At 59.6% G+C, this 20,200-nt stretch carries 19 protein-coding genes, 2 pseudogenes and 1 other annotated feature; of the genes and pseudogenes, 19 read left to right on the top strand and 2 right to left on the bottom strand.

The features are described from left to right. Positions 1-2 precede the first annotated feature (2 nt). From BUB54_RS04020 to BUB54_RS04000, 5 genes are all read left to right on the top strand, one after another. Complete coding sequence (locus BUB54_RS04020) at positions 3-1,643, top strand: ATP-binding protein (RefSeq protein WP_139284793.1); 1,641 nt, start codon at positions 3-5, stop codon at positions 1,641-1,643. Positions 1,644-1,650: 7 nt separating this feature from the next. After that, positions 1,651-2,274: a uracil phosphoribosyltransferase gene (gene upp, locus BUB54_RS04015; protein ID WP_048878393.1), complete on the top strand. Its 624-nt coding sequence runs from the start codon at positions 1,651-1,653 to the stop codon at positions 2,272-2,274. After that, positions 2,271-2,948, top strand: a complete 678-nt coding sequence (gene nth / locus BUB54_RS04010) for an endonuclease III (RefSeq protein ID WP_241869349.1) — start codon at positions 2,271-2,273, stop codon at positions 2,946-2,948. The genes upp and nth overlap by 4 nt, the downstream gene beginning before the upstream one ends. Positions 2,949-3,038: 90 nt before the next feature. Then, positions 3,039-3,090 (top strand) — a sequence feature (sul1 is cis-regulatory element that is thought to sense ions involved in sulfur or methionine metabolism; They are found in Alphaproteobacteria). An 81-nt stretch (positions 3,091-3,171) separates the two neighbouring features. Next, positions 3,172-4,656, top strand: coding sequence for a SulP family inorganic anion transporter (locus BUB54_RS04005; protein ID WP_048878394.1), 1,485 nt, complete (start codon positions 3,172-3,174; stop codon positions 4,654-4,656). 14 nt (positions 4,657-4,670) lie between these two features. Then, on the top strand, positions 4,671-5,519 hold the full coding sequence (locus BUB54_RS04000; protein WP_048878395.1) for a universal stress protein: 849 nt from the start codon (positions 4,671-4,673) through the stop codon (positions 5,517-5,519). Positions 5,520-5,531: 12 nt separating this feature from the next. Here the strand turns inward: BUB54_RS04000 and BUB54_RS03995 are convergent, their stop codons facing one another. After that, positions 5,532-6,584 (bottom strand): glycosyltransferase, encoded by a 1,053-nt coding sequence (locus BUB54_RS03995; protein ID WP_048878396.1) that lies wholly within the window; start codon positions 6,582-6,584, stop codon positions 5,532-5,534. Between the two features lie 144 nt (positions 6,585-6,728). On the opposite strand from BUB54_RS03995, the gene BUB54_RS03990 reads away from it, so the two are divergent. Then, the gene (locus BUB54_RS03990; RefSeq protein WP_052948339.1) at positions 6,729-8,396 is read left to right on the top strand and encodes a methyl-accepting chemotaxis protein; all 1,668 of its coding nucleotides are present in this window, start codon (positions 6,729-6,731) and stop codon (positions 8,394-8,396) included. An 18-nt stretch (positions 8,397-8,414) separates the two neighbouring features. Here BUB54_RS03990 and BUB54_RS03985 read toward each other — a convergent pair whose 3' ends face one another. After that, positions 8,415-10,217: a PHA/PHB synthase family protein gene (locus tag BUB54_RS03985; RefSeq protein WP_048878397.1), complete on the bottom strand. Its 1,803-nt coding sequence runs from the start codon at positions 10,215-10,217 to the stop codon at positions 8,415-8,417. A 103-nt stretch (positions 10,218-10,320) separates the two neighbouring features. Here BUB54_RS03985 and BUB54_RS03980 point away from each other — a divergent pair, with 103 nt between their 5' ends. From BUB54_RS03980 to BUB54_RS22000, 13 genes and pseudogenes are all read left to right on the top strand, one after another. After that, positions 10,321-10,977 carry an OmpA family protein gene (locus BUB54_RS03980; protein ID WP_048878398.1) on the top strand — a complete coding sequence of 219 codons (657 nt, stop codon included), beginning with the start codon at positions 10,321-10,323 and terminating at the stop codon, positions 10,975-10,977. Between the two features lie 33 nt (positions 10,978-11,010). Beyond that, entirely contained in the window at positions 11,011-12,228 is a 1,218-nt protein-coding gene (locus BUB54_RS03975; protein WP_048878399.1) for an LL-diaminopimelate aminotransferase, read from the top strand. A 50-nt stretch (positions 12,229-12,278) separates the two neighbouring features. Then, a complete protein-coding gene (locus BUB54_RS03970) occupies positions 12,279-13,514 on the top strand; it encodes a homoserine dehydrogenase (protein WP_373318304.1) in 1,236 nt (411 codons plus the stop codon). An 11-nt stretch (positions 13,515-13,525) separates the two neighbouring features. Continuing rightward, positions 13,526-14,509 (top strand): class II fructose-bisphosphatase, encoded by a 984-nt coding sequence (gene glpX, locus BUB54_RS03965; protein WP_048878401.1) that lies wholly within the window; start codon positions 13,526-13,528, stop codon positions 14,507-14,509. 250 nt (positions 14,510-14,759) lie between these two features. Continuing rightward, positions 14,760-14,858: pseudogene (locus tag BUB54_RS22010) on the top strand (transposase); the annotation flags it as partial. A 31-nt stretch (positions 14,859-14,889) separates the two neighbouring features. After that, on the top strand, positions 14,890-15,135 hold the full coding sequence (locus tag BUB54_RS22005) for a transposase (protein ID WP_199444686.1): 246 nt from the start codon (positions 14,890-14,892) through the stop codon (positions 15,133-15,135). 276 nt (positions 15,136-15,411) lie between these two features. After that, positions 15,412-16,845 (top strand): flagellin N-terminal helical domain-containing protein, encoded by a 1,434-nt coding sequence (locus BUB54_RS03955; RefSeq protein WP_048878403.1) that lies wholly within the window; start codon positions 15,412-15,414, stop codon positions 16,843-16,845. 68 nt (positions 16,846-16,913) lie between these two features. Further along, positions 16,914-18,305 carry a flagellar filament capping protein FliD gene (fliD, locus tag BUB54_RS03950; protein WP_073211260.1) on the top strand — a complete coding sequence of 464 codons (1,392 nt, stop codon included), beginning with the start codon at positions 16,914-16,916 and terminating at the stop codon, positions 18,303-18,305. Positions 18,306-18,308: 3 nt separating this feature from the next. Continuing rightward, on the top strand, positions 18,309-18,701 hold the full coding sequence (locus BUB54_RS03945; protein WP_048878406.1) for a flagellar export chaperone FliS: 393 nt from the start codon (positions 18,309-18,311) through the stop codon (positions 18,699-18,701). Beyond that, positions 18,698-19,003 carry a flagellar biosynthesis anti-sigma factor FlgM gene (gene flgM, locus BUB54_RS03940; protein ID WP_048878407.1) on the top strand — a complete coding sequence of 102 codons (306 nt, stop codon included), beginning with the start codon at positions 18,698-18,700 and terminating at the stop codon, positions 19,001-19,003. Before BUB54_RS03945 ends, flgM begins: the two co-directional genes overlap by 4 nt. Continuing rightward, positions 19,003-19,479, top strand: a complete 477-nt coding sequence (locus tag BUB54_RS03935) for a hypothetical protein (RefSeq protein WP_048878408.1) — start codon at positions 19,003-19,005, stop codon at positions 19,477-19,479. Before flgM ends, BUB54_RS03935 begins: the two co-directional genes overlap by 1 nt. Positions 19,480-19,575: 96 nt before the next feature. Further along, positions 19,576-19,896 (top strand): annotated as a pseudogene (locus BUB54_RS03930) (transposase); the annotation flags it as partial. Positions 19,897-19,955: 59 nt separating this feature from the next. Continuing rightward, the coding region (locus tag BUB54_RS22000) for a helix-turn-helix domain-containing protein (protein WP_139284782.1) at positions 19,956-20,200 on the top strand (245 nt) is incomplete at its 3' end.

The raw sequence follows: 20,200 nt of genomic DNA, 5'->3' as shown, positions 1-20,200 counted from the left end.
TCCTGGCCAAGAAATCCCGCCTGTCGCGTTTGTTGCGCGACATTCTCCTAGTGAATTTTCTGCCACTGGTGCTGATTTTCGCCGCGTTGCTGTATCTGGACCAGTACCAGCAGGGGCTGCTGGCGGCTGAAGTGTCGGCGCTGCGGGAGCAAGCGCGGATTTATGCCGGGGCCATTGCCGAGACTGCGGTGCAGAACAATAATGGCCAGCAGACACTGAGCCCAGACCTCGCCCAGCCGTTGTTGTATTCCCTGACCGAACCGACGCCAAACGCGCAGGCGCTGATTTACGGGCCGGATGGCGAGTTGATCGCCAATTCACGTGTGCATCCGGGTGCGGGCGGGGCGATTGTGACGGAGCCGCTGGCCGCGCCGCCGCCGCCCGGGCTGTTCTCGCGGGTGATTAGTTTTATTTATGACCACCTCTCCGGCTCGGTGACCGGGAGTGGTGATGAATCCGGCATGGTTGGTTCTAGTGCGGGGAAAAACCCGAACACGCTGGGCTGGCAGCCGGATGCGCGCACGGTGTTGCAGATGACCGATACCGGAGGCAGCGGGTCCGCTCAGGAGACGCCGCCTTTTGTGCGCCGTGACCAGCAGGGTGTACTGCTGGTGACTGTGGCGGAGCCGATTCAGCACGGGCAGCAGACAGTGGGCACGGTGCTGCTGACGCGCGAAGCTTCGGAAGTGGATGCCGCGGTGCTGGCGGTGCGGATCTCGATTTTGATCCTGTTCGCGCTGGCGTTGGCCTTGACGGTGATTGTCTCCTTCTATCTCTCCCGTACCATTGCCAGCCCGATCTCGCGCCTGGCGGCGGCGGCGGAACGGATGCGCGAAGGGCGCGCCGGGGCGCAGACTTTGCCCAAGCCCATCACCACCCGCAATGACGAGATTGGCACGCTGGCGCGCACGCTGGAGGGCACCTCCCAGGCTCTCTGGTCACGGATGGATGCGATTGAGAAATTCGCGGCCGATGTGGCGCATGAGATCAAGAACCCGCTCTCGTCCATCCGCTCGGCGGTGGAAACGCTCGCGCGCGTGGAGGACCCGGCGCGGGCCTCGCGGTTGCTGGCGATTGTGACGCAGGATGTAGGGCGGCTGGACCGGCTGATTACGGATATTTCCGACAGCTCGCGGCTGGATTCCGAACTCTCCCGCAGCCGGTATGAGATTGTGGATATGGCGCGGATGCTTGCCACGCTGGCGGAAATCCATGATGCCACCCGCAAGGAGGGGTTCCCGTTCATGGAGGTGGATGCCCCAGCCGCTGGGCTGCTGGTGCGCGGCTCCGAGACACGGCTGGTGCAGGTGCTGCGCAATCTCATCGGCAATGCGATCTCGTTTAGCCCGGAAAATGGCAAGATATTCCTACGCGGGCGGGAGACGGGCGGTTTGATTGAGCTGGCTGTGGAGGATGAAGGGCCGGGGATTCCCGATGGCAAGCTGGATTCCATCTTTGACCGGTTCTATTCCGAACGGCCGGAGAGTGAGCAGTTTGGCAGCCATTCGGGGCTGGGGCTGTCCATCTCGCGCCAGATTGTGGAAGCGCATCATGGCCGAATCTCGGCCGAAAACCGTCGGGATGACACCGGGCACGTGATTGGCGCCCGCTTTGTCATCAGGCTACCAAAAGCAGGAGGCTGAAAAAAGAATGCTGACCGTCATCGATCATCCGCTTGTGCAACATAAGCTGACGATGCTGCGCATGAAGGAGACGACGACCGGGGGCTTCCGCCGCCTGGCGCGCGAAATCTCTCTGCTGCTGGGGTATGAGGTGCTTCGCGATCTGCCGCTGGAGCCGGTGACCATCGAGACCCCGATGGAGGAGATGCAGGCCATGCAGGTGCAGGGCAAGAAGCTCTGCTTTGTCTCTATTCTGCGCGCCGGGGCGGGGATTTTGGAAGGGATGCTGGACTTGGTGCCCGCGGCCCGCGTGGCGCATGTGGGCATGTATCGTGACCATGAGACGCACGAGCCGGTGGAATATTATTTCAAGGCGCCCGAGGCGCTGGAAGAGCGGTTGTGCGTTGTGGTGGACCCGATGCTGGCCACCGGCCATTCCGCCGCCGCGGCAGTGACGCGTTTGAAGCAGGCCGGGGCGCAGCAGTTGAAATTTGTCTGCCTCCTCGCGGCCCCCGAGGGGGTGAAGGCTTTTGAGGCGGCGCACCCGGATGTGCCGATTTATACTGCCTCACTGGACCGGCAACTAGACGAGAACGCGTATATTCTGCCCGGCCTGGGCGATGCCGGAGACCGGCTGTTCGGCACCAAATGACCGCTAAGCCGGGCGAGATCCCGTCATCCAGGCCGATGAAAAAGGCGGACGTGCCGGCCTTTCTGACCGCCATTGCCAATGGTAATGCGGACCCGCGCACGGAACTGGAGTATGGCACGCCCTTCCAGCTTCTGGTGGCGGTGGTGCTTTCCGCCCAGACGACCGATGTCGCGGTGAACAAGGTGACGCCCGCTTTGTTCGAGGCCGCGCCTGATCCGGCGGGGATGGCGGCGCTGGGGGCGGCGGGGATTGGCGACAAGATCAGGACCATCGGGCTCTGGCAGGCGAAGGCTAAAAATGTTGAGCTGCTGGCGCGGCAGTTGCTGGAGCGCCATGGCGGCGAGGTGCCTAGTGAGCGCGAAGCGCTGGAAGCCCTGGCGGGGGTCGGCCGCAAGACCGCAAATGTGGTGCTGAACGAGGTGTTCGGCCAGCCGACCATGGCGGTGGATACGCATATCTTCCGCCTGGGTAACCGCACCGGTATTGCCCCCGGCGCCACCCCGCGCGCGGTGGAGGATGCGCTGGTGAAACGCATCCCCAAGGAGATGCTCAAGCCGGCACATCTGTGGCTGATTCTGCACGGGCGCTATGTGTGCAAGGCGCGCAAGCCGGAATGCTGGCGGTGCGCGGGGGCGCAATGGTGCATGTTCAAAGGCAAGAGTGTTCAACCCTAGGCCAGAGGCTGCTGCGATGCCGGTGAGAGGCGCGCGGGCTGCTTCGCACTTGCAGTAAAAAAGGGTGCGGGGTAAACGGGAGCGCTATTCGTTGGACCCGGTTTCCGGGTGGCTCGGCCCGGCGCCTATCCCCGGGATAACCTTAAACATCAAGCCTTTTGCCGCAGACATGGCTCCGCGCTCATGCCCGCTTGGTGATGACTGAGTTGTTTGAAGTAGATACATGCTGAATATTGAAGCCATCAAACGTAATTGGTTCTCGAATCCCCGCGCGGATATTCTGGCTGGGATTGTCGTGGCGCTGGCGCTGATTCCCGAGGCGATTGGGTTCTCCGTTGTCGCGGGGGTGGATCCGCGGGTGGGGCTGTATGCCTCTTTCTCCATTGCGGTGATTATCGCGTTTTTCGGCGGCCGCCCGGGCATGATTTCGGCGGCGACGGCCTCGGTCGCGGTGGTAGTGGTGCCGCTGGTGCATCAATATGGTGTGCAATATCTGTTTGCCGCCACCATTCTGATGGGCGTGTTTCAGGTGATTGCCGGTCTGTTACGGCTGAATCTGTTGATGCAATATGTCTCGCGCTCGGTCATTACCGGGTTTGTGAACGCGCTGGGAATCATGATCTTCCTGGCGCAGATGCCGCAGCTGGTGCATGTGCCGCCCGTGACCTACGCGATTATCGCGGTGGGGTTGGTGATTATTTACCTGTTTCCCCGGATTACCCGAGCCATTCCCTCACCGCTGGTGGCGATCGTTATTCTCACGACTGTGACAATTTACGGCGGGATTCATGTGAATACGGTCGGGGATATGGGCAAGCTGCCAACCGACCTGCCGCATTTCGCGCTGCCGGATGTGCCGTTTAACCTCCATACGCTGCGGATTATCCTGCCTTATTCGATCACGATGGCGGCGGTGGGGCTGCTGGAGACGATGCTCACCGCGCAGATTGTGGATGATTTCACCGATACGTCATCTGATAAGGCGCGGGAGATGCGCGGCCAGGGTGTTGCCAATTTCTTCACCGGCTTTCTGGGCGCCATGGGTGGCTGCGCGATGATCGGCCAGTCTGTCATCAATGTGAAGTCCGGCGGCTCGACCCGGCTTTCCACCCTGGTGGCGGGTGTGTTTCTGCTGTTTCTGCTGGTGGTGCTGAACCCGCTGGTGGCGCGGATTCCGATGCCGAGCTTGGTAGCGGTGATGATCATGGTGTCCATCGGCACGTTCTCCTGGAAATCCGTGAGGGATATTAAGCATCATCCGTGGCAGTCTTCTGTGGTGATGGTGGTGACGGTGGTGATTGTGGTGTGGACGCGCAACCTTGCCGCGGGCGTCGTTGCCGGCGTAGTGCTCTCGGGCTTGTTCTTCGCGGCTAAGGTGAAGCGCATGTTCACGGTCTCCTCGGTACTGTCCGAGGATGGGCGGACCCGCACATATTTTATCTCGGGGCAGATCTTCTTTGCTTCGGCGGAGCGGTTCGCGGAGGCGTTCGATTTCAAGGAAGTGCTGGACCATGTGGTGCTGGATCTGAGCAATGCTCATTTCTGGGATATCACCAGTGTGGGCACGCTGGATAAGGCGGTGATCCGGTTCCGGCGCGAGGGCGTGCGGGTTGAGGTTGTGGGGCTAAACGAGCCGAGTGCGCTGATGGTTGAGCGATTCGCCGTGCATGATAAGCCGGACGCGGAACAGCAACTGGCGGCGCATTAAGGGGAAAACGGCAGATGCAAAATATCCTGGCTTGTATTGATGCTTCCCGCTACGCGGCCCCAGTATGCGACTTGGCCGCCTGGGTGGCGCGCAAATGGGAATTGCCCGTGGAGCTGCTGCATGTGGTGCAGCGCAAGGATGCCGTGGCGGAGCGGCATGATCTTTCCGGTGCGATCGGGCTGGGAGTGAAGTCCCGGCTGCTGGAGGAGCTGACCCAGCTCGACGAGGCCGAGGCGCGTTTGCAGGTGGAGCGCGGGCGCGTGCTGCTTGCCGCCGGTGAGGAGCGGTTGCGCAAGGCTGGAACAGCGGAAGTGAAGATACTGCACCGCCATGGCGGAATCGTGGAAACGATTCTGGAACGCGAGGCGCAGGCCCGTGTTGTGGTGATTGGCAAGCGCGGTGCCAGCCATGAATTCGCGAAGGACCATATCGGCTCCAAGATCGAGCGTGTGGTGCGAGCTTCCAACCGACCGATTCTAATCGCCCCGCTGGAAGCTACGGCCCCGCGCGCCGCCGTGCTGGCCTATGATGGCAGCTCCGCCGCTCGGCACGCGCTGGAACGCTGCGCCAACTCCCCGTTGATTAAGGATTTACCAGTGCATCTGGTGATTGCAGGCGCGGCGGACGAGAACCATGCCCGGCTGGCGGATGAGGTGCGTGAGCAGCTACATGGACGGGCTCTAACCATCACCCACAAGCCTGGCGTGGCAGCAGAAATTATCGCCGCTGCGGTGGCGCAGACGCCGGATGCCGTGCTGGTGATGGGGGCTTACGGCCACTCGCCGTTGCGCACGCTGATTGTGGGCAGCACCACCACGGCGGTGATCCGGCTAGTGAATGCGCCGGTTTTGCTGGTGCGCTGACGGCGCGCCGGGTTAGGCCCGGCGGGTCTGGCGGGTTTGCGCCAGGATGGTCTCGTAGGTTTCGAGCATGGTCCGTGTCACGGCCTCGCGCGTGAAGTGGGCCAGATACTCCTGATGCCCGGTGCGGGCGATGCGCTCGCGCAGGTTTTTATTGTCCAGCACCGCGCGGATAGCACCTGCCAGCACGGGCGGGTTATCGGCGGGTACCAGCATGCCGTTCTCGCCATTGCGAATGGTGGCTTTGGGGCCGTCTGACTCGCAGGCGATGAAAGGCGTGGCGGTTGACCAGGCGTCCAGAATCACAGTGCCGAACGGCTCATAGCGCGAGGGTAGCAGGCAGGCATTTGCCGCGCGCAGCAGGGCGCCGCGATCGGTCCGCCAGCCGAGGAATTTAGCGCGGTCCGCTACGCCCAGCTCTCGGGCCAGGGCTTTTAAGGCGGCTTCCTCCGGGCCGGTGCCAGCGATCCACAGATGGCAGTCCGGCAGCAGGGCTAGGGCGTGTAAGGCGGTATCTATGCCTTTGACCTTGTGCAGACGGGAGAGAATCAGCAGCACCTTTTTGCCGGGCGGAGTGCCGAGGCTGGATTTATCCAGCGGGGCTGAGTCTTCGACCGAGGGAAAAGTTGGTACATAAAAGGCCGTGCCGGGTTTGGCGCCGCTGTCGTAAGCGTGGCGTACAAGGTCGCGTGTGACACCGATGAAATGCGTGCAGGCGCCGAAATGTTTTTGCTGCTCCTCATAATCGCCATACCAGCCGATGATGGCGGGCGCGGAACCAGGGGCAACGAGGCTGACGGCGCGGCGCATCCAGCAATGGATGATGTCCGGCTTGTAGTCCTGGACAAGCTGTTTCAGGCGCAGCTTTTGCAGCGGGCGCAACGGGTTGCGCAGCACGTCCGGTGCCATGGTGAGGCCGGACTCGGCCAGCTCCATGAAACGCGGGGCGGTGGGGCGCAGCACGATCCGCTGGTCCAGCCCTGCCTCATGCAGACTGAGCATGATGTCCGTGGAATAAAGCTCGGCACCGCCGTTCTTATTCCCGGCCATGATTTGTAACACACGCATCGCGGCTTCCGGGCGGGAGGATCAGATGCCTGGCTGTTAGCCCGTCCGCGCCGGAGGGGCAAATTTCCGGTCTTATTTAATTAAGAGATGGTTAGGCTGGCGATAATAATGATTTGAATACCTCGATCATAACCCGGGAATGACATGGCTTATATAATGCTGCTTCTGGAGGCGGGTATTTTGGCGTTGGCAGCTTGGTTGTGGTTCCGGCGGCGACAGAACGCATTGCTGGCAAACATGGTGCGTCTTGCCCGGGCGGCCGAGCAAGACCAGGCTGCATTGCAGGCCCAACTCGGGCTGGACAGGAACATTGATCTGTTGCGCGCTAAATTGTCCAAGCTTGGTGCCCCCCGGCTTGAAGGGGATAGGTTGTTTTTTGGCCAAACCTGCGTGAATGGTGACGTCAAAATTGTTGATGAGGTTCGTACCGCTCATGGAGGGGTGGCGACCATTTTCATGCGTGACCAGCGCGTTGCCACTAATGTGGTGGCTGAAAACGGTCAGCGTGCCATTGGCACCAATCTCGCGCGTGGTGCAGTTTATGATGCCGTATTCACGGCCAAAGCGTCTTTTCGCGGCGAAGCGGAGATTTTGGGAGAAAGATACTACACTTATTATGAACCGGTGCTGTCTGGTGGCGCGGTGATTGGTGTTTTGTTCGTGGGCGTCAAGAAGAACGACGTAAAATCTGAAATTGTTGACCCGCAGGATTTTCCTGCGGCGCTTTCAGTGCTGAGTCAGATGAATACCGTTGCTAAGGCAACTACGATGGAGGCGCTGACCCAACGGCAGAATTATGAAGATGTCCGCCGCCATGATGAAGACGCGCGACGGGCCAAGACTGAGGCGCAACGCGTGGCCATGGAAGTTATTTCGACTGCACTTGGTGAACTGGCGCGTGGTAATCTTGGCTATCGTCTCACGACGCGTCTGGATGCTGCATATGAAACATTGCGGACTGATCTGAATCAGGCTTTTGAAAAACTCTCCACGGCAATGCAGGCGATTGGCCAAACGGCCGGAGGGGTCACGAATAGCGCCCGGGAAATTCGGCAGGCATCGGATGATCTTTCCCGGCGCACCGAGCAGCAGGCGGCGACACTGGAACAAACAGCCGCCGCGCTTAGTGAGATCAGCGGGTCAATACGGACAACATTTGAGGATGTGAAGCACACGCAAATGCTCGCGGCGGGGGCGCGCAACAGGGTCGATCAATCAGGTGCTGTGTTGGTGGATGCGACGAGGGCCATGCAGAGGATTGAGGAGGCATCCGGGAGAATTGGTGAAATTATAGTCGTGATCGATGAAATTGCCTTTCAGACCAGTTTGCTTGCGCTGAATGCTGGGGTGGAAGCCGCGCGTGCCGGTGAGGCTGGACGTGGTTTTGCGGTTGTCGCCACGGAAATCCGGGGTCTTGCCCAGCGTTCGGCTGATGCGTCCAAGGAAATCAAAAATCTGATTACAAATGCTGGCACGCAGGTAGAGGATGGCGTGAAGCTGGTACATGGCGTTGCCGCGTTGATGGCGGAAATTGTTGCTGAGGTGCAGAAAATTGACCAGGATGTGCAGGGCATTTCCGGGAAAACGGCGCAACAATCGGCTGGATTGGCTGAGATTAGCGGCGCGGTGAACCAGATGGATCAAGTTACTCAGCAGAATGCCGCGATGGTGGAAGAAACAACCGCCGTGAGCCACGCCTTAGAAGAGCAGGCCAATGATCTGACGGGGATGATGGAACAGTTCAGTCTTGAAGATAGCGCTGCGACACGCCAGGACCGAATTGTAAAGCGGTTGGTTCAGGAAGTCTCCTGAACCAACCAGCATATTGGGTCAGCTCTTGACCTTAACGTAGGAGCCCGGTGCGTCCTCAAGGGCTTTGAAGCCCCGGACCTTGCCGGGCTCGCGCGCGGGGACTTTATCGTTATTCTGCGCGGTGACCCAGCGCTGCCAGTCTGGCCACCAGGAGCCTGAGATCTCGGTGGCGTTTTGGAACCATTCATCCGGGTTTTCGGGTTGCTCCTGGTTGATGAAATGGTTGTATTTGCCGCCTTCGGGCGGGTTCACCACGCCCGCGATATGGCCCGAGGCCGCCAGCACGAAGCGTACAGGCCCCCCAAAATTCCGCGCACCTTTGTAGGTGCTGGTCCAGGGAGCGATATGGTCTTCCCGGCAGGAAAGGAAATAGCAGGGCACCTTCACCTGCCGCAGATCCACCGGCACGCCCTTCATGGAAATACCGCTAGGCTGGGCCAGAAGATTCTTCTGGTACATATTGCGCAGATAGAAAGAATGCATCGCCGCTGGCATGCGGGTGGAATCGGAGTTCCAGTATAGTAGGTCGAACGGGAACGGCTCCTGCCCGAGCAGGTAGTTATTCACCACGAAGTTCCAGATGAGGTCGTTGGCGCGGAGCATGTTGAAGGTGGTGGCCATCTCGGTGCCTTCGAGATAGCCGCGCTTGCTCATTTTATCTTCGAGGCTGGAGAGTTGCTCCTCGTCGATGAACACTCCTAACTCGCCGACATCGGAGAAATCTGTCAGGGTGACGAAGAAGGTGGCCGAAGCGATCCGGTCATCGCCCTTCGCTGCCATGTAGCCAAGAGTGGAGGCCAGCAGCGTGCCGCCCAGGCAGTAACCGATGGCGTTGACCTGCTTCTGTTTAGTGATTTTTTCTATGGCATCCAGCGCTGCCAGCACGCCGTCGGTCATGTAATCGTCAAAATTCTTGGCGGCGAGCTGTTCGTCAGGGTTGACCCAACTGACCATGAACACGGTATGGCCTTGGGAGACCAGCCAGCGCACCAGGGAGTTTTTGGGGCGCAGATCGAGAATGTAAAATTTGTTAATCCAGGGCGGCAGGATCAGAAGCGGCCGCGCCAGCGCGTCCTCGGTGGAGGGGCTGTATTGGATGAGCTGCATTAGCTCGTTCTGGTACACGACCTTGCCCGGGGAGACGGCGATGTTCTCGCCGACATTGAATGCCTCGGTATCGGTCATGCGGATACGCAGATTGCCGCGCCCGTGCTCCAAGTCGTTCAGCAGATTGTTCAGCCCACGTACCAGATTTTCACCGCCGGTTTCACGGGTTTTCCGTAGAACCTCGGGATTGGTAAGAGCAAAGTTGCTGGGGCTGAGGGCGTTGGTGAATTGGCGGGCGTAGAAATCCACCTTTTGCGCGGTTTTCGGCTCCAGCCCGTCCACGCGGGTGACGACGTCGGTGATATAGCGCGCGGAAAGTAGGTAGCTCTGCTTGATGAAGTCAAATACCTCATTCTGCCGCCATGCGGGGTCGGCGAAGCGTTTATCCCGGGGATCATGGCTGATGACGGGTTCAGGCTCCTCACCGGACCAGATGCGCCGGGCGGTGTTCTGCCAAAGCGTCATATAGTCCCGCCAGAGCCCCATCTGCGCTTCCATGAGCTGGGAGGGGTTGGAGAGCAGCTTGGTGGTCATCTCCAGAAAGGCGTTGCTGACATTCAGCGGGTCAAAAGTGAGCCCCTCGGCGGTTTGGCGCTTCATCCATTCTGTCACCAGCTTCTGACTGCGCGCGGCAATGTCGGCCATGGATCGGCCGAGCGCCCCGGCATCGGGCAGTTTGATATCGGGTTCCTGGGGCGGCGTCGGCGCATTCATGGTCGGCAATCCTTTCCGTGACGGCTATTCTCAGGCAAACAGGGCGCAAGGCCAGGGCGCAAGGCGGGGCTGGGCGCATGATGAGGGGTAAGAGAGGATTTTCATGTTGGAGCGGCGATACGCAGCTTTGTTTGGCATCTTGGCAGTGACCTCTCTTCTAGGTGGTTGTTCTCAATCGATTCATTTGTACCACGAGGCGGAGGGTGGCGCGATTGCGCAAAACCGGCAACCCCCGCCGGGCGCTAATCTGCCTTACCCAAATCTCGCGGATGTGCCTCCCCCGTTGGCGCCCGCCGCACCCGGCGCGCAGGCGGCCATAACCGCGCAGGCGCGTGGTGGCGTGTCTGCACCGTCTGCTGGGGCGCTGGCGGGCTTGACGCTACCGACCGCGCCGCCGCCGGTGCCCAAGGTGCCGGGTGTGTCCGTTGCCAACCCCAAAGCCGCGTCGGCTCAGGCGCTTCCCGTGGCGGCCCAGCCCGCTGCCGCCCCCAAACCGCCCGGCCCGCCGGTTTCCGTGGCGTTCCGCCCAGGCTCGGCATTGCTGCCTTATGACCAGCAGACGCTGATTCAGGGGGTGGCTGCGCACCGTAAGGGGGCGCTGATTCGTGTTTGCGGCTTTGGCGGGGGCTCACTGAGCTTGGCGCTCGCTCGTGCGCAGCGCATGGCAGACGCGTTGACGGCTGCCGGGGTGCCGGGGAAAGATATCAAAATCAATGCCTTCCCAGCCGGTTCTGGCGGCTTCGTGCAATTGGTGTATTGAGCACCGCATCAACCACTCTCAACCGAGATTAAAATGTCTGAAGAGTTTCATCGCATACGCCGCTTGCCCCCTTATGTCTTCGCGGAAGTGAATACCGCCAAGGCCAAGGCGCGAGCCGCAGCTGAGGACATTATTGATCTTGGCATGGGCAACCCGGATTCCCCTACCCCCGCCCATATTGTGGCGAAGCTGGTGGAAACCGTGCAGGATCCACGCAGCCACCGTTACTCCACCTCCAAGGGGATTCCCGGCCTGCGTCGTGCCCAGGCGACGTATTATGAGCGCCGGTTCGGCGTGAAGCTCGACCCGGAGACGGAGGTGATTGCCACGCTGGGTTCCAAGGAAGGGCTGGCGAATCTAGCTGCTGCCATTACCTCGCCGGGCGATACCATTCTGGTGCCTAACCCGTCTTACCCCATTCATCAGTTCGGGTTTATCATCGCCGGGGCGTCTGTGCGCTCTATCCCCGCCACGCCGGATGACGACATGCTGCGCGCCATTGACCGCGCGGTGCGTCATTCCGTACCGAAGCCGACGGCGCTGATCGTGAACTTCCCGTCCAACCCCACCGCTTACATGGCGACCTTGGATTTCTACAAGGAACTGGTGGCGCTGGCGAAGCAGCATGATATTTTCATCATCTCCGACCTTGCTTATTCGGAGATTTATTTCGACGGCAACCCACCGCCTTCCGTTTTGCAGGTGGAAGGCGCGAAGGACGTCACCATTGAGTTTACCTCGATGTCCAAAACCTATTCCATGCCCGGTTGGCGCATGGGGTTTGGGGTGGGTAATCCGCGTTTGATCAAGGCATTGACGCGGATGAAATCCTATCTCGATTACGGCGCCTTTACCCCGATTCAGGTGGCGGCGACGGCGGCGCTGAACGGACCGCAGGATTGCGTGGAGGATTTGCGCATTCTTTACCGCGAGCGGCGGGATATTCTCATCAAGGGCCTGCATGCGGCGGGCTGGGATGTGCCAAGCCCGGATGGCTCCATGTTCGCCTGGGCGCCAATTCCGCCGAAATATGCACATCTGGGCAGTCTGGAATTCTCCAAGCTGCTGATGGCCAAGGCCAAGGTGGCCGTGGCGCCGGGCATTGGCTTTGGTGAATATGGAGATGGCCATGTGCGCATCGCCCTGGTGGAAAACCAGCACCGGCTGCGCCAAGCCTTGCGCAATATCAAACATTTCCTGGCGACCGATAACGGGGCGCCGGTTGAGACGCTATCTGAGGTGAAATCTTGAAACCACTTAAAGTTGGAATTGCCGGCCTCGGGACCGTAGGGGCCGGGGTAATGAAATTGCTGGCCGCGCAGGCTGACCTGATTGCGGCGCGCGCGGGGCGGCCGGTGGTGGTGACGGCGGTTTCTGCCCGGGACCGCAACCGCGACCGTGGCGTGAAGCTGGATGGGCTGAACTGGTATGATGATGCGGTGGGGCTGGCCCATGACCCGGCCGTTGATGTGGTGGTGGAGCTGATAGGCGGCGCCGAGGGTAAGGCCAAGGCGCTAGCCGAAGCTGCCATTGCGGCGGGCAAAACTCTGGTGACAGCCAACAAGGCGCTGCTTGCCGTGCATGGGGTGGCGCTGGCCAAGGCGGCGGAGGCAAACAACGTGACCATCGCTTATGAAGCGGCGGTGGCGGGCGGGATTCCGGTGATCAAGGCGTTGCGCGAGGGCATGGCGGCTAATCAGGTCTCCCGTGTGGCGGGCATTTTGAATGGCACCTGTAACTACATCCTGACCGTTATGCGTGAGGAAGGCCGGGATTTTGCCGACGTGCTGGCCGATGCGCAGCGCCTGGGTTATGCCGAGGCCGACCCGAGCTTCGACCTGGATGGCGTGGATGCCGCGCATAAGCTCGCTATTCTGGCCGGGCTGGCCTTTGGCGCGCGGATTGACTTCAGCAGCGTGCATATTGAGGGCATCCGACGGATTTCCGGCATCGATATCGCCTTCGCGCAGGAGCTTGGCTACCGGATAAAGCTGCTGGGCATTGCGGAAAAGACCGAGGCGGGGATCTCTTTGCGGGTGCATCCGGCCATGGTGCCGATGGAGCAGCCGATTGCAACCATTGATGGTGTGTTCAATGCCGTGCTGATGGATGGTGACTTCGCCGGGCCGGTGCTGCTGCGCGGGCGCGGCGCGGGTGAGGGGCCGACGGCCAGTGCCGTGGTGGCGGATCTGATTGATTTCGCGCGCGGGATCCATGTGCCGGTTTGGGGCATGGCGGAGAGCGCACTGGAGGAAGCGCGGCTGGTGCCGATGTCTGAGCTGAACAGCGCCTACTTCCTGCGGCTTTCGGTGGTAGACCAGCCGGGTGTGCTGGCGGATGTGACCGCGATTCTGCGTGACCACGGCATCTCGCTGGAGTCGATGTTGCAGCGTGGGCGTGCGCCGGGCGAGGCCGTGCCGATTGTGCTAGTGACGCACGAGACAACGGAAGCCGCCGTGAGCGCCGCGCTGGCGCGCGTGGGCACGCTGCCTGCCGTGCTGGAACCGCCCGCTCTTATCCGCATCGAACCGAAATAAGGGAGTCCCCGATGACCGAACGCCGCCTTGAAGATGTCTCTGACCGTAACCTTGCGCTGGAACTGGTGCGTGTGACCGAGGCAGCGGCCATTGCCGCTTCACGCTGGATTGGCCGGGGCCAGAAGAACGAAGCCGATGGTGCTGCCGTGGAGGCCATGCGCAAGGCGTTCGACACGGTGGCGATTGATGGGACCGTGGTGATCGGCGAAGGCGAGATGGATGAGGCACCGATGCTGTATATCGGTGAGAAGGTGGGTTGCGGCGGCCCTGCCATGGATATCGCCGTGGATCCTCTGGAAGGCACCATCATTACCGCGAAGGGCGGGCCCAACGCCATTACCACCGTGGCATTAGCCGAGCGGGGTAATTTCTTGAATGCGCCGGACGTATATATGGACAAGATTGCCGTGGGTGGCGGCTTGCCGGAAGGGGTGATCTCGCTCGACGCGCCTGTGCAGGAGAACCTGAAAAATCTGGCTCGGGCGAAGGGGATTGAGGTTTCTGAGCTGATGGTGTGCATGTTGGACCGTGAGCGCCATGCAGAGGCGATTGCCAAGATTCGCGAGGCGGGCGCGCGTATTCTACTGCTGGGCGATGGCGATGTGGCGGGCGTGATCGCGGCCTCTCTGCCTGGTGGTGGGGTGGATATGTATCTGGGCTCGGGCGGGGCGCCGGAAGGTGTGCTGGCGGCGGCGGCGCTGCGCTGCACCGGCGGGCAGATGCAGGGACGGCTGATGTTCGAGGACGACGCACAGGTGGCCCGCGCCAAGGCGATGGGGATTACCGACCCCACCCATATCTACACGCTGGAGGAAATGGCCAAGGGCGATGTGATGTTCGCCGCCACGGGTGTGACCTCCGGCGCGATGCTGGAAGGGGTACGACGCGTGGGGCAGGGTGCGATCACCCACTCGATCGTCATGCGCTCCAAGTCGGGCACGGTGCGGTATGTAGAAGGGCACCACAATTTCTCGAAAAAGAATTTCGACGTCTAAAACTGAGTATCGACCTCTTTGCGTATAACTGATTTGGCCCACGCTTTTCGAGAGAGGCGTGGGCCAAGGTCGGTCTTCGGACGAGCTATTGAAGTGGCGCAAGTAGCTTGAGGATCGGCGGGACGACGCCGGGCAAATGAAGCACCTGAAGGTTTGGCGGTTGAAACGGTTGTTGGGTGCGGAATTGACAGGGCATGTCGGCTAAGAGGCTGGTGTGGAAGTGCTGGCTGATCAGCCCAACCGCCGCTAAGGCGTTACGACGAAGTGGGTGAAGGGCTCTAATGGCGATGTCTCGTTGGCCGTTCCCCGCGACCGTGATGGCAGTTTTGAACCTGAGCTTGTGAAGAAGAGGCCGCCCATCAGCTGGATGCCATCTAGAAATCTGGGATAGGAAATACCCTTCAATCGCTCCGGCCGGGCGCAGGGCATGGGCCGAGGCGATCCCGCTTTTTGCCTTCAGCGCGGCGATCCGCAAAATTATCTATACGACGGGTGCGGTGGAATCCCTGAACTGGGAGCTGCGCAAAACGCTCAAAGCCAAGGGGGGTGTTCCCAACCGAGGACGCGGCAACCAAGCGGATCTTTCTGGTGATCCGAAATTTCGAAAAAAGGAGAGCGCCCGGTGAGAGAATGGAGTCCAGGCCGCAATCAATTGGCCATAATGTTTGAAGGTCGCTCTGACGCCTGAAAATATCTGATAACCACAAGGGCCAGATCAGATACAAAGAGTTTCAGACACATAGCTCCGAAACACTTACGCAATGTTAAGAGTTTAAAAGCGGTCTTTCCAAATTAGGGCTGTTTTCTTTGCTTGCGAGACGAATTTTGCGCGAACGGAAGAAAACTTCCTCAGGGCGGTGCGAATGAATGGGTACGGCAACCCCAACACTAGGAGCTCGTTCATGTCCGCCGTAGGTTCTATTCTTACCAACACCGGTGCGCTTTCGGCACTCAACTCCATTGCCACCACCTCGCAGACCAACAACGCGCTGCAAAGCGAACTCGCGAGCGGCCTGTCGATCAACTCCCCAGCTGATAACCCGGCGGGTTACATTACCGCGCAGGGCTTTACCTCTCAGCTTAACGGCCTGACGCAGGCAACCTCCAACGCTAACCAGGGCGTGTCTTTGCTTCAGACCGCGCAGAGCGCTATTGGTCAGCAGATCGGCGTCGTGCAACAGCTTAACTCCATCGCTGTGCAGGCCGCCAACGGCACGCAGACGCCTGCTGAGTCGCAATCCCTGCAGACGCTGGTCGGCCAGCTCACAAGTCAGGTAACCACCATTGCCTCGCAGACTCAGTTCAACAACATCAATCTGCTGGATGGAACCTTCTCTGGCGTTCAGTTCCAGGTCGGCGCGAATGAAGGCCAAACGCTGAATCTGTCCATCGGTAATACCACTGCCGCGAATATCGGCATGTATTCGACGGCCAAGGGGAGCGCCTTCACGAACGCCTCTTCTGGTCTGGTCTCGGCGGCTGGTGCGTTCACCGGCGCTGCGGTTACGATTACCGGCCCCACCGGCGGCTCTGGCGGCTTCACCACCACGGCGACCGAATCCGCCGCAGCCATCGCCAAGGCGGCGAACAACATCTCCGGTAAAACCGGGGTGCAGGCGCAGGCGACCAACTCGGTGACCTACAATGTCGCGGCCAGCGCTAACGGCGGTATCAAGTTCGCGTTGCAGGCTTCCGGTTCGGGCTCCAATTACGGCGGCAAGATTTCGGTGAATGCCTCCAGCCTCTCCGAGGTGGTGTCCCAGATCAACCAGCAGACCAGCACCAGCGGCGTCATTGCTTCCAGCGCCAGCGGCAAGCTGACCCTGACGCAGGATGCCGGCCAGAACATCAAGTTCTCCTCTGCAGGTACCGCCACCACCGCTGGTGCAGGCGGCACGGTTACCTCCGCCGCTGGCCATCTGGCTGCCACTGGCGATGTCCAGCAGGGGCAGGTGCAGTTCCAGTCCAGCGCCGCCTTTACCGTCAGCGGTTCGGCCAAGCTGGCCGGTGCCACCTCGCTGACCTCGTTGGCCAGCATCAATGTCGGCACGACTGCGGGCGCCAACAACGCCATCAACGTCATCAAATACGCATTGGCCGGCCTGAACAATCAGGGCGGACAACTGGGCGCAGTACAGCAGCGCCTCACTGCAAACATCAATAATCTAAATACTACCAGCACCAACGTCACCACAGCGCTTGGCGTAGTACAGGATGCCAACATTCCGCAGGTGGCGAATAAGCTTACGCAGGCAACGATCCAGGCTCAGTCGGGCGTGGCGGCGCTGAAAAACTCCACGCAGCTGCAGCAAAGCTATCTCTCTCTGCTGCCGTAAGGAATTGATTAACCGGGCCGGGGCATTATGCCCCGGCTTATCGAGATTCATCAATCAGCAGGTGTGCCATGTCTTCCGTTTCTTCGCTCAGTTCCTCCGCGATCAATTCAGAGATTGCAACGGTTACGAAGCAACTTGAGGCACCCATCACCAACCTGCAAACCCAAATTACGTCCGACAAAGCTATCATTTCAGCTTGGGGCAGCATCAGCGGCGCTGTTTCCTCGCTCACGGACAGTCTTTCCAATATTAAGTCGCTCTCTACGATCAATAACCGTGCTGTTACCAGCAGTGACACTGCGGTGGCCACAGCCAGCGTAAATAGTTCAGCTGCCACTGGTGCTTATAATCTCACTGGAGTTACTCTGGCCAAAGGGCAAGAAATCTATTCCGGTCTGGTCAGCTCCGGTGCTGCTACGCTCTCTGGAGGGGCTGGCAGCCTCGCCATCACCCTTAAAAGCGGTAAGAGCGAAACTATTTCACTAGGCTCAGGCAGCATGACGTTAAGCAACGTCGCGGCAGCTATCAATAAACAGGCTGGGGGCGTTAAGGCGTCAATCGTCAGTTCCACCAATGGTGCACGGCTTGTACTAAATAGCAGTGGTACTGGCAGTAGCGCTGCCTTCTCTGTTTCCGGCACAGGCGCCCTGGCGCAGTTTTCGTACAGCAGTGCTAGCCCCGGTAGTGAGGTTCTGGTTCAAACCGCAGCAAATGCTGCATTGACCCTGAACGGAATCCCTATCACTAGCGCCAGCAACACGCTGGGCAGCGCCATTGCTGGTGTCACGATTTCCCTGGCGAGTTCTGGTAATGCGTCGGTATCTGTGAGTTCGTCCCCTGTTGCGTTGTCCAGTGATTTGTCCGGAGTGGCAAAGAGCCTGAATGCCGCCATTACGGCTATTGCTTCGCAGACAAAATATACCAGCGCCAAATCTTCAGCTTCGGGATCGTCCTCATCATCGGCAAAGGCTGGTGTCCTGCTTGGAAATTTCTCCGCGACAAACCTTAAAAATCAATTAATGAGTGCGGTTAGCACGCTGGAATCAAGTGGCCTTAGCGCCAATGCTATCGGCCTCTCTGTCACTAGCTCAGGTGGCATAAGCTTCAATAGCACCGCCTTTTCGTCGGCATACGCCAAAAGCCCCACCAGTGTTGGGAGCCTCGTTTCGAAGCTCTATACAAGCCTCAGCAACATCGCTGCTAGTGCAACTGGAAAATCTGCCTCCAGTTCAGTAACCGGGACTAGCATCACTGGTTTTATTAGCGCACAAACTAAATCGCTGAATGACTCAATCAATTCGATAGAGCAGCAGATTACTTTAATGACGAAGCAAAGTTCTGCAACGCTTAAAAATCTTGCCAACGAGTACACGGCTGCTGAGAATAAAGCTAGTTCCGCGAGCATAGTGAAAGCCTATCTGAGTGTATTCAGCGGCTCCTCTTCCTCCAGCTCGGGTTAAAAGATGAACGAGATCAGCATGGATGCCGTCAGCTCCACCTATCGCGCCGCGATGTTCGATGGTCCGCCTGGTTTGCACTGGCTGCAACCCGGATGGCGTGCGTTACGCTATTATGGCCGGCGGGCGCGTCAGGCGATTGAGCAGGGCGATCTTGAGACTAAAGCGCAGCTGATTGCTCGGGCGGATGAGTTGTTGAACGTTTTGTCTTGTGTGCTGGACACATCTGCAGGCGCAACGCTTGGTCCAGCGTTGATGACTGTTTATTCCGCCTTGCGTTTTACGCTGTTGCGGGCCAATACGGAAAACAGTCTGGACGCGTTGCGAGATTTCGACGCGGCCTTATCTGTTCTGGACCATGATATGATAAAAACATCTGAAAGCGTGGTGGCCGCATGACCAATACGATCCAGCCCTATGGTTCCTTCTCGCCCTTGCAAGCTTCCAGCACGGCTACACCTGTCGCCGCGTCGCCGGCCCCCACGAGCGCGCAATCCCTCCAAGCCGGGCAGACGGAGACGGTGACTTTGAGCACTGCCGCTCAGACTAACGCTGCTTTGGTGAGCGCAGCACATGGCTCCAGCGGTGTCAGCCAGACCAAAGTGAGTGCCATCAAAGAGGCTTTGGCCAATGGCAGCTATAATGTTTCGCCCGAAAATCTGGCGAAAGCGATTGCCACTGTATTGAACGAGGCAGGTTGATGAACTTCTCAGGACAATTCCGCCAAGTGGAACACCCCGCCCCGTTATCGCGTGAGCCGGGCGACGCCAGCATGCTACTGCGCCAGGGGCTTGAGCTGGTGGAGGCGCTGAGCCTGAAGCTGCACCAACTGGATGCGCTAATGCTGACCGGCAAGCCGAACGAGATTTCCGAGGCGGCAGCCAGCGTGGAGGTGGCTTTGCAGGACGCAGCCCCCGCCTTTGCCGAAATCACTGAAATGATGGGGCGTTTGGGAGCCTCCAATCTTGCAGCGGCGGCAGCACAGTTGCGCCATATTGAGCAGACGGATGCGGCCGGGTTGGCAGATGCGCTGCGGGGGGCGTTGTCGCGCTTTGCGAAGCGGTCGGTCAACGCCACGCGCCGGGCACAGCAATTAAATCGGGGACTAAGCGCTGCGCTGCGTGGCTTACAGGCATTGGGTGTGCAGGAGGCCGGACGACTAATTGCCGAAGCATAAGTAACTTGGAATCAGACTTGGAAAATGTCCCTTTCTTGGCCTTCAGACTACTGACAAACCCCTGGCATTTGCCGGGGGGTTTTGATTCGTCGGTGTATGTTGAAGCGCAGCACGCTCTGGCACACGTCGCTTGAGTTTGTATCCTTGAAGCAGATGGTCCCTGCGGATCATCTGCTGCGCAATATAGAACGGGTGATCGGCATTTCCTTCGTCCATAATCGTGTTGCCGGGTGTAGCGCGAAAATCTGGGCGACACGCACGCTCATCGTGTTTGTCGCGCACTATGCCGGGCTTTATTGTCCGGATAACGGTCGGCTGCCGCTGGACCCGACCTTGATGTTCAAGGCGCTGTTCATCGGCGATCTGTTGGGCCGTCGTTCGGAACGTCAGCTGTTGCGGGAGATCGAGGTCGACCTAGTGTCCTGATCGGAAAGTAGTCTACATTCTGGCTAAACCTTAAACTTGGGGAGGCTAGGATGTCGAAGGGTCGTGCGGTTGCTGTCATGTTGGATGATGCTGAGGAAGCTGCCCTGACGGCTCTGATCCGCAAGCATGGAGCGCCACAGTCGCTGGCATTACGTGCCCGCATCGTGCTTGCCGCGGCGGACGGTCTAACCAACAAGGATATTGCGACGAAGCTGAATGTCTGCGCCCATACCGCTGGCGTGTGGCGCAATCGGTTTGCTCGCGATGGTCTGGATGGGCTGTACGATGAGCCCCG

It is taken from the genome of Acidocella aminolytica 101 = DSM 11237 (assembly GCF_900129125.1).
Taxonomy (GTDB): Bacteria; Pseudomonadota; Alphaproteobacteria; order Acetobacterales; family Acetobacteraceae; genus Acidocella; species Acidocella aminolytica.
This window is presented reverse-complemented; position numbering and strand designations above follow the sequence as displayed.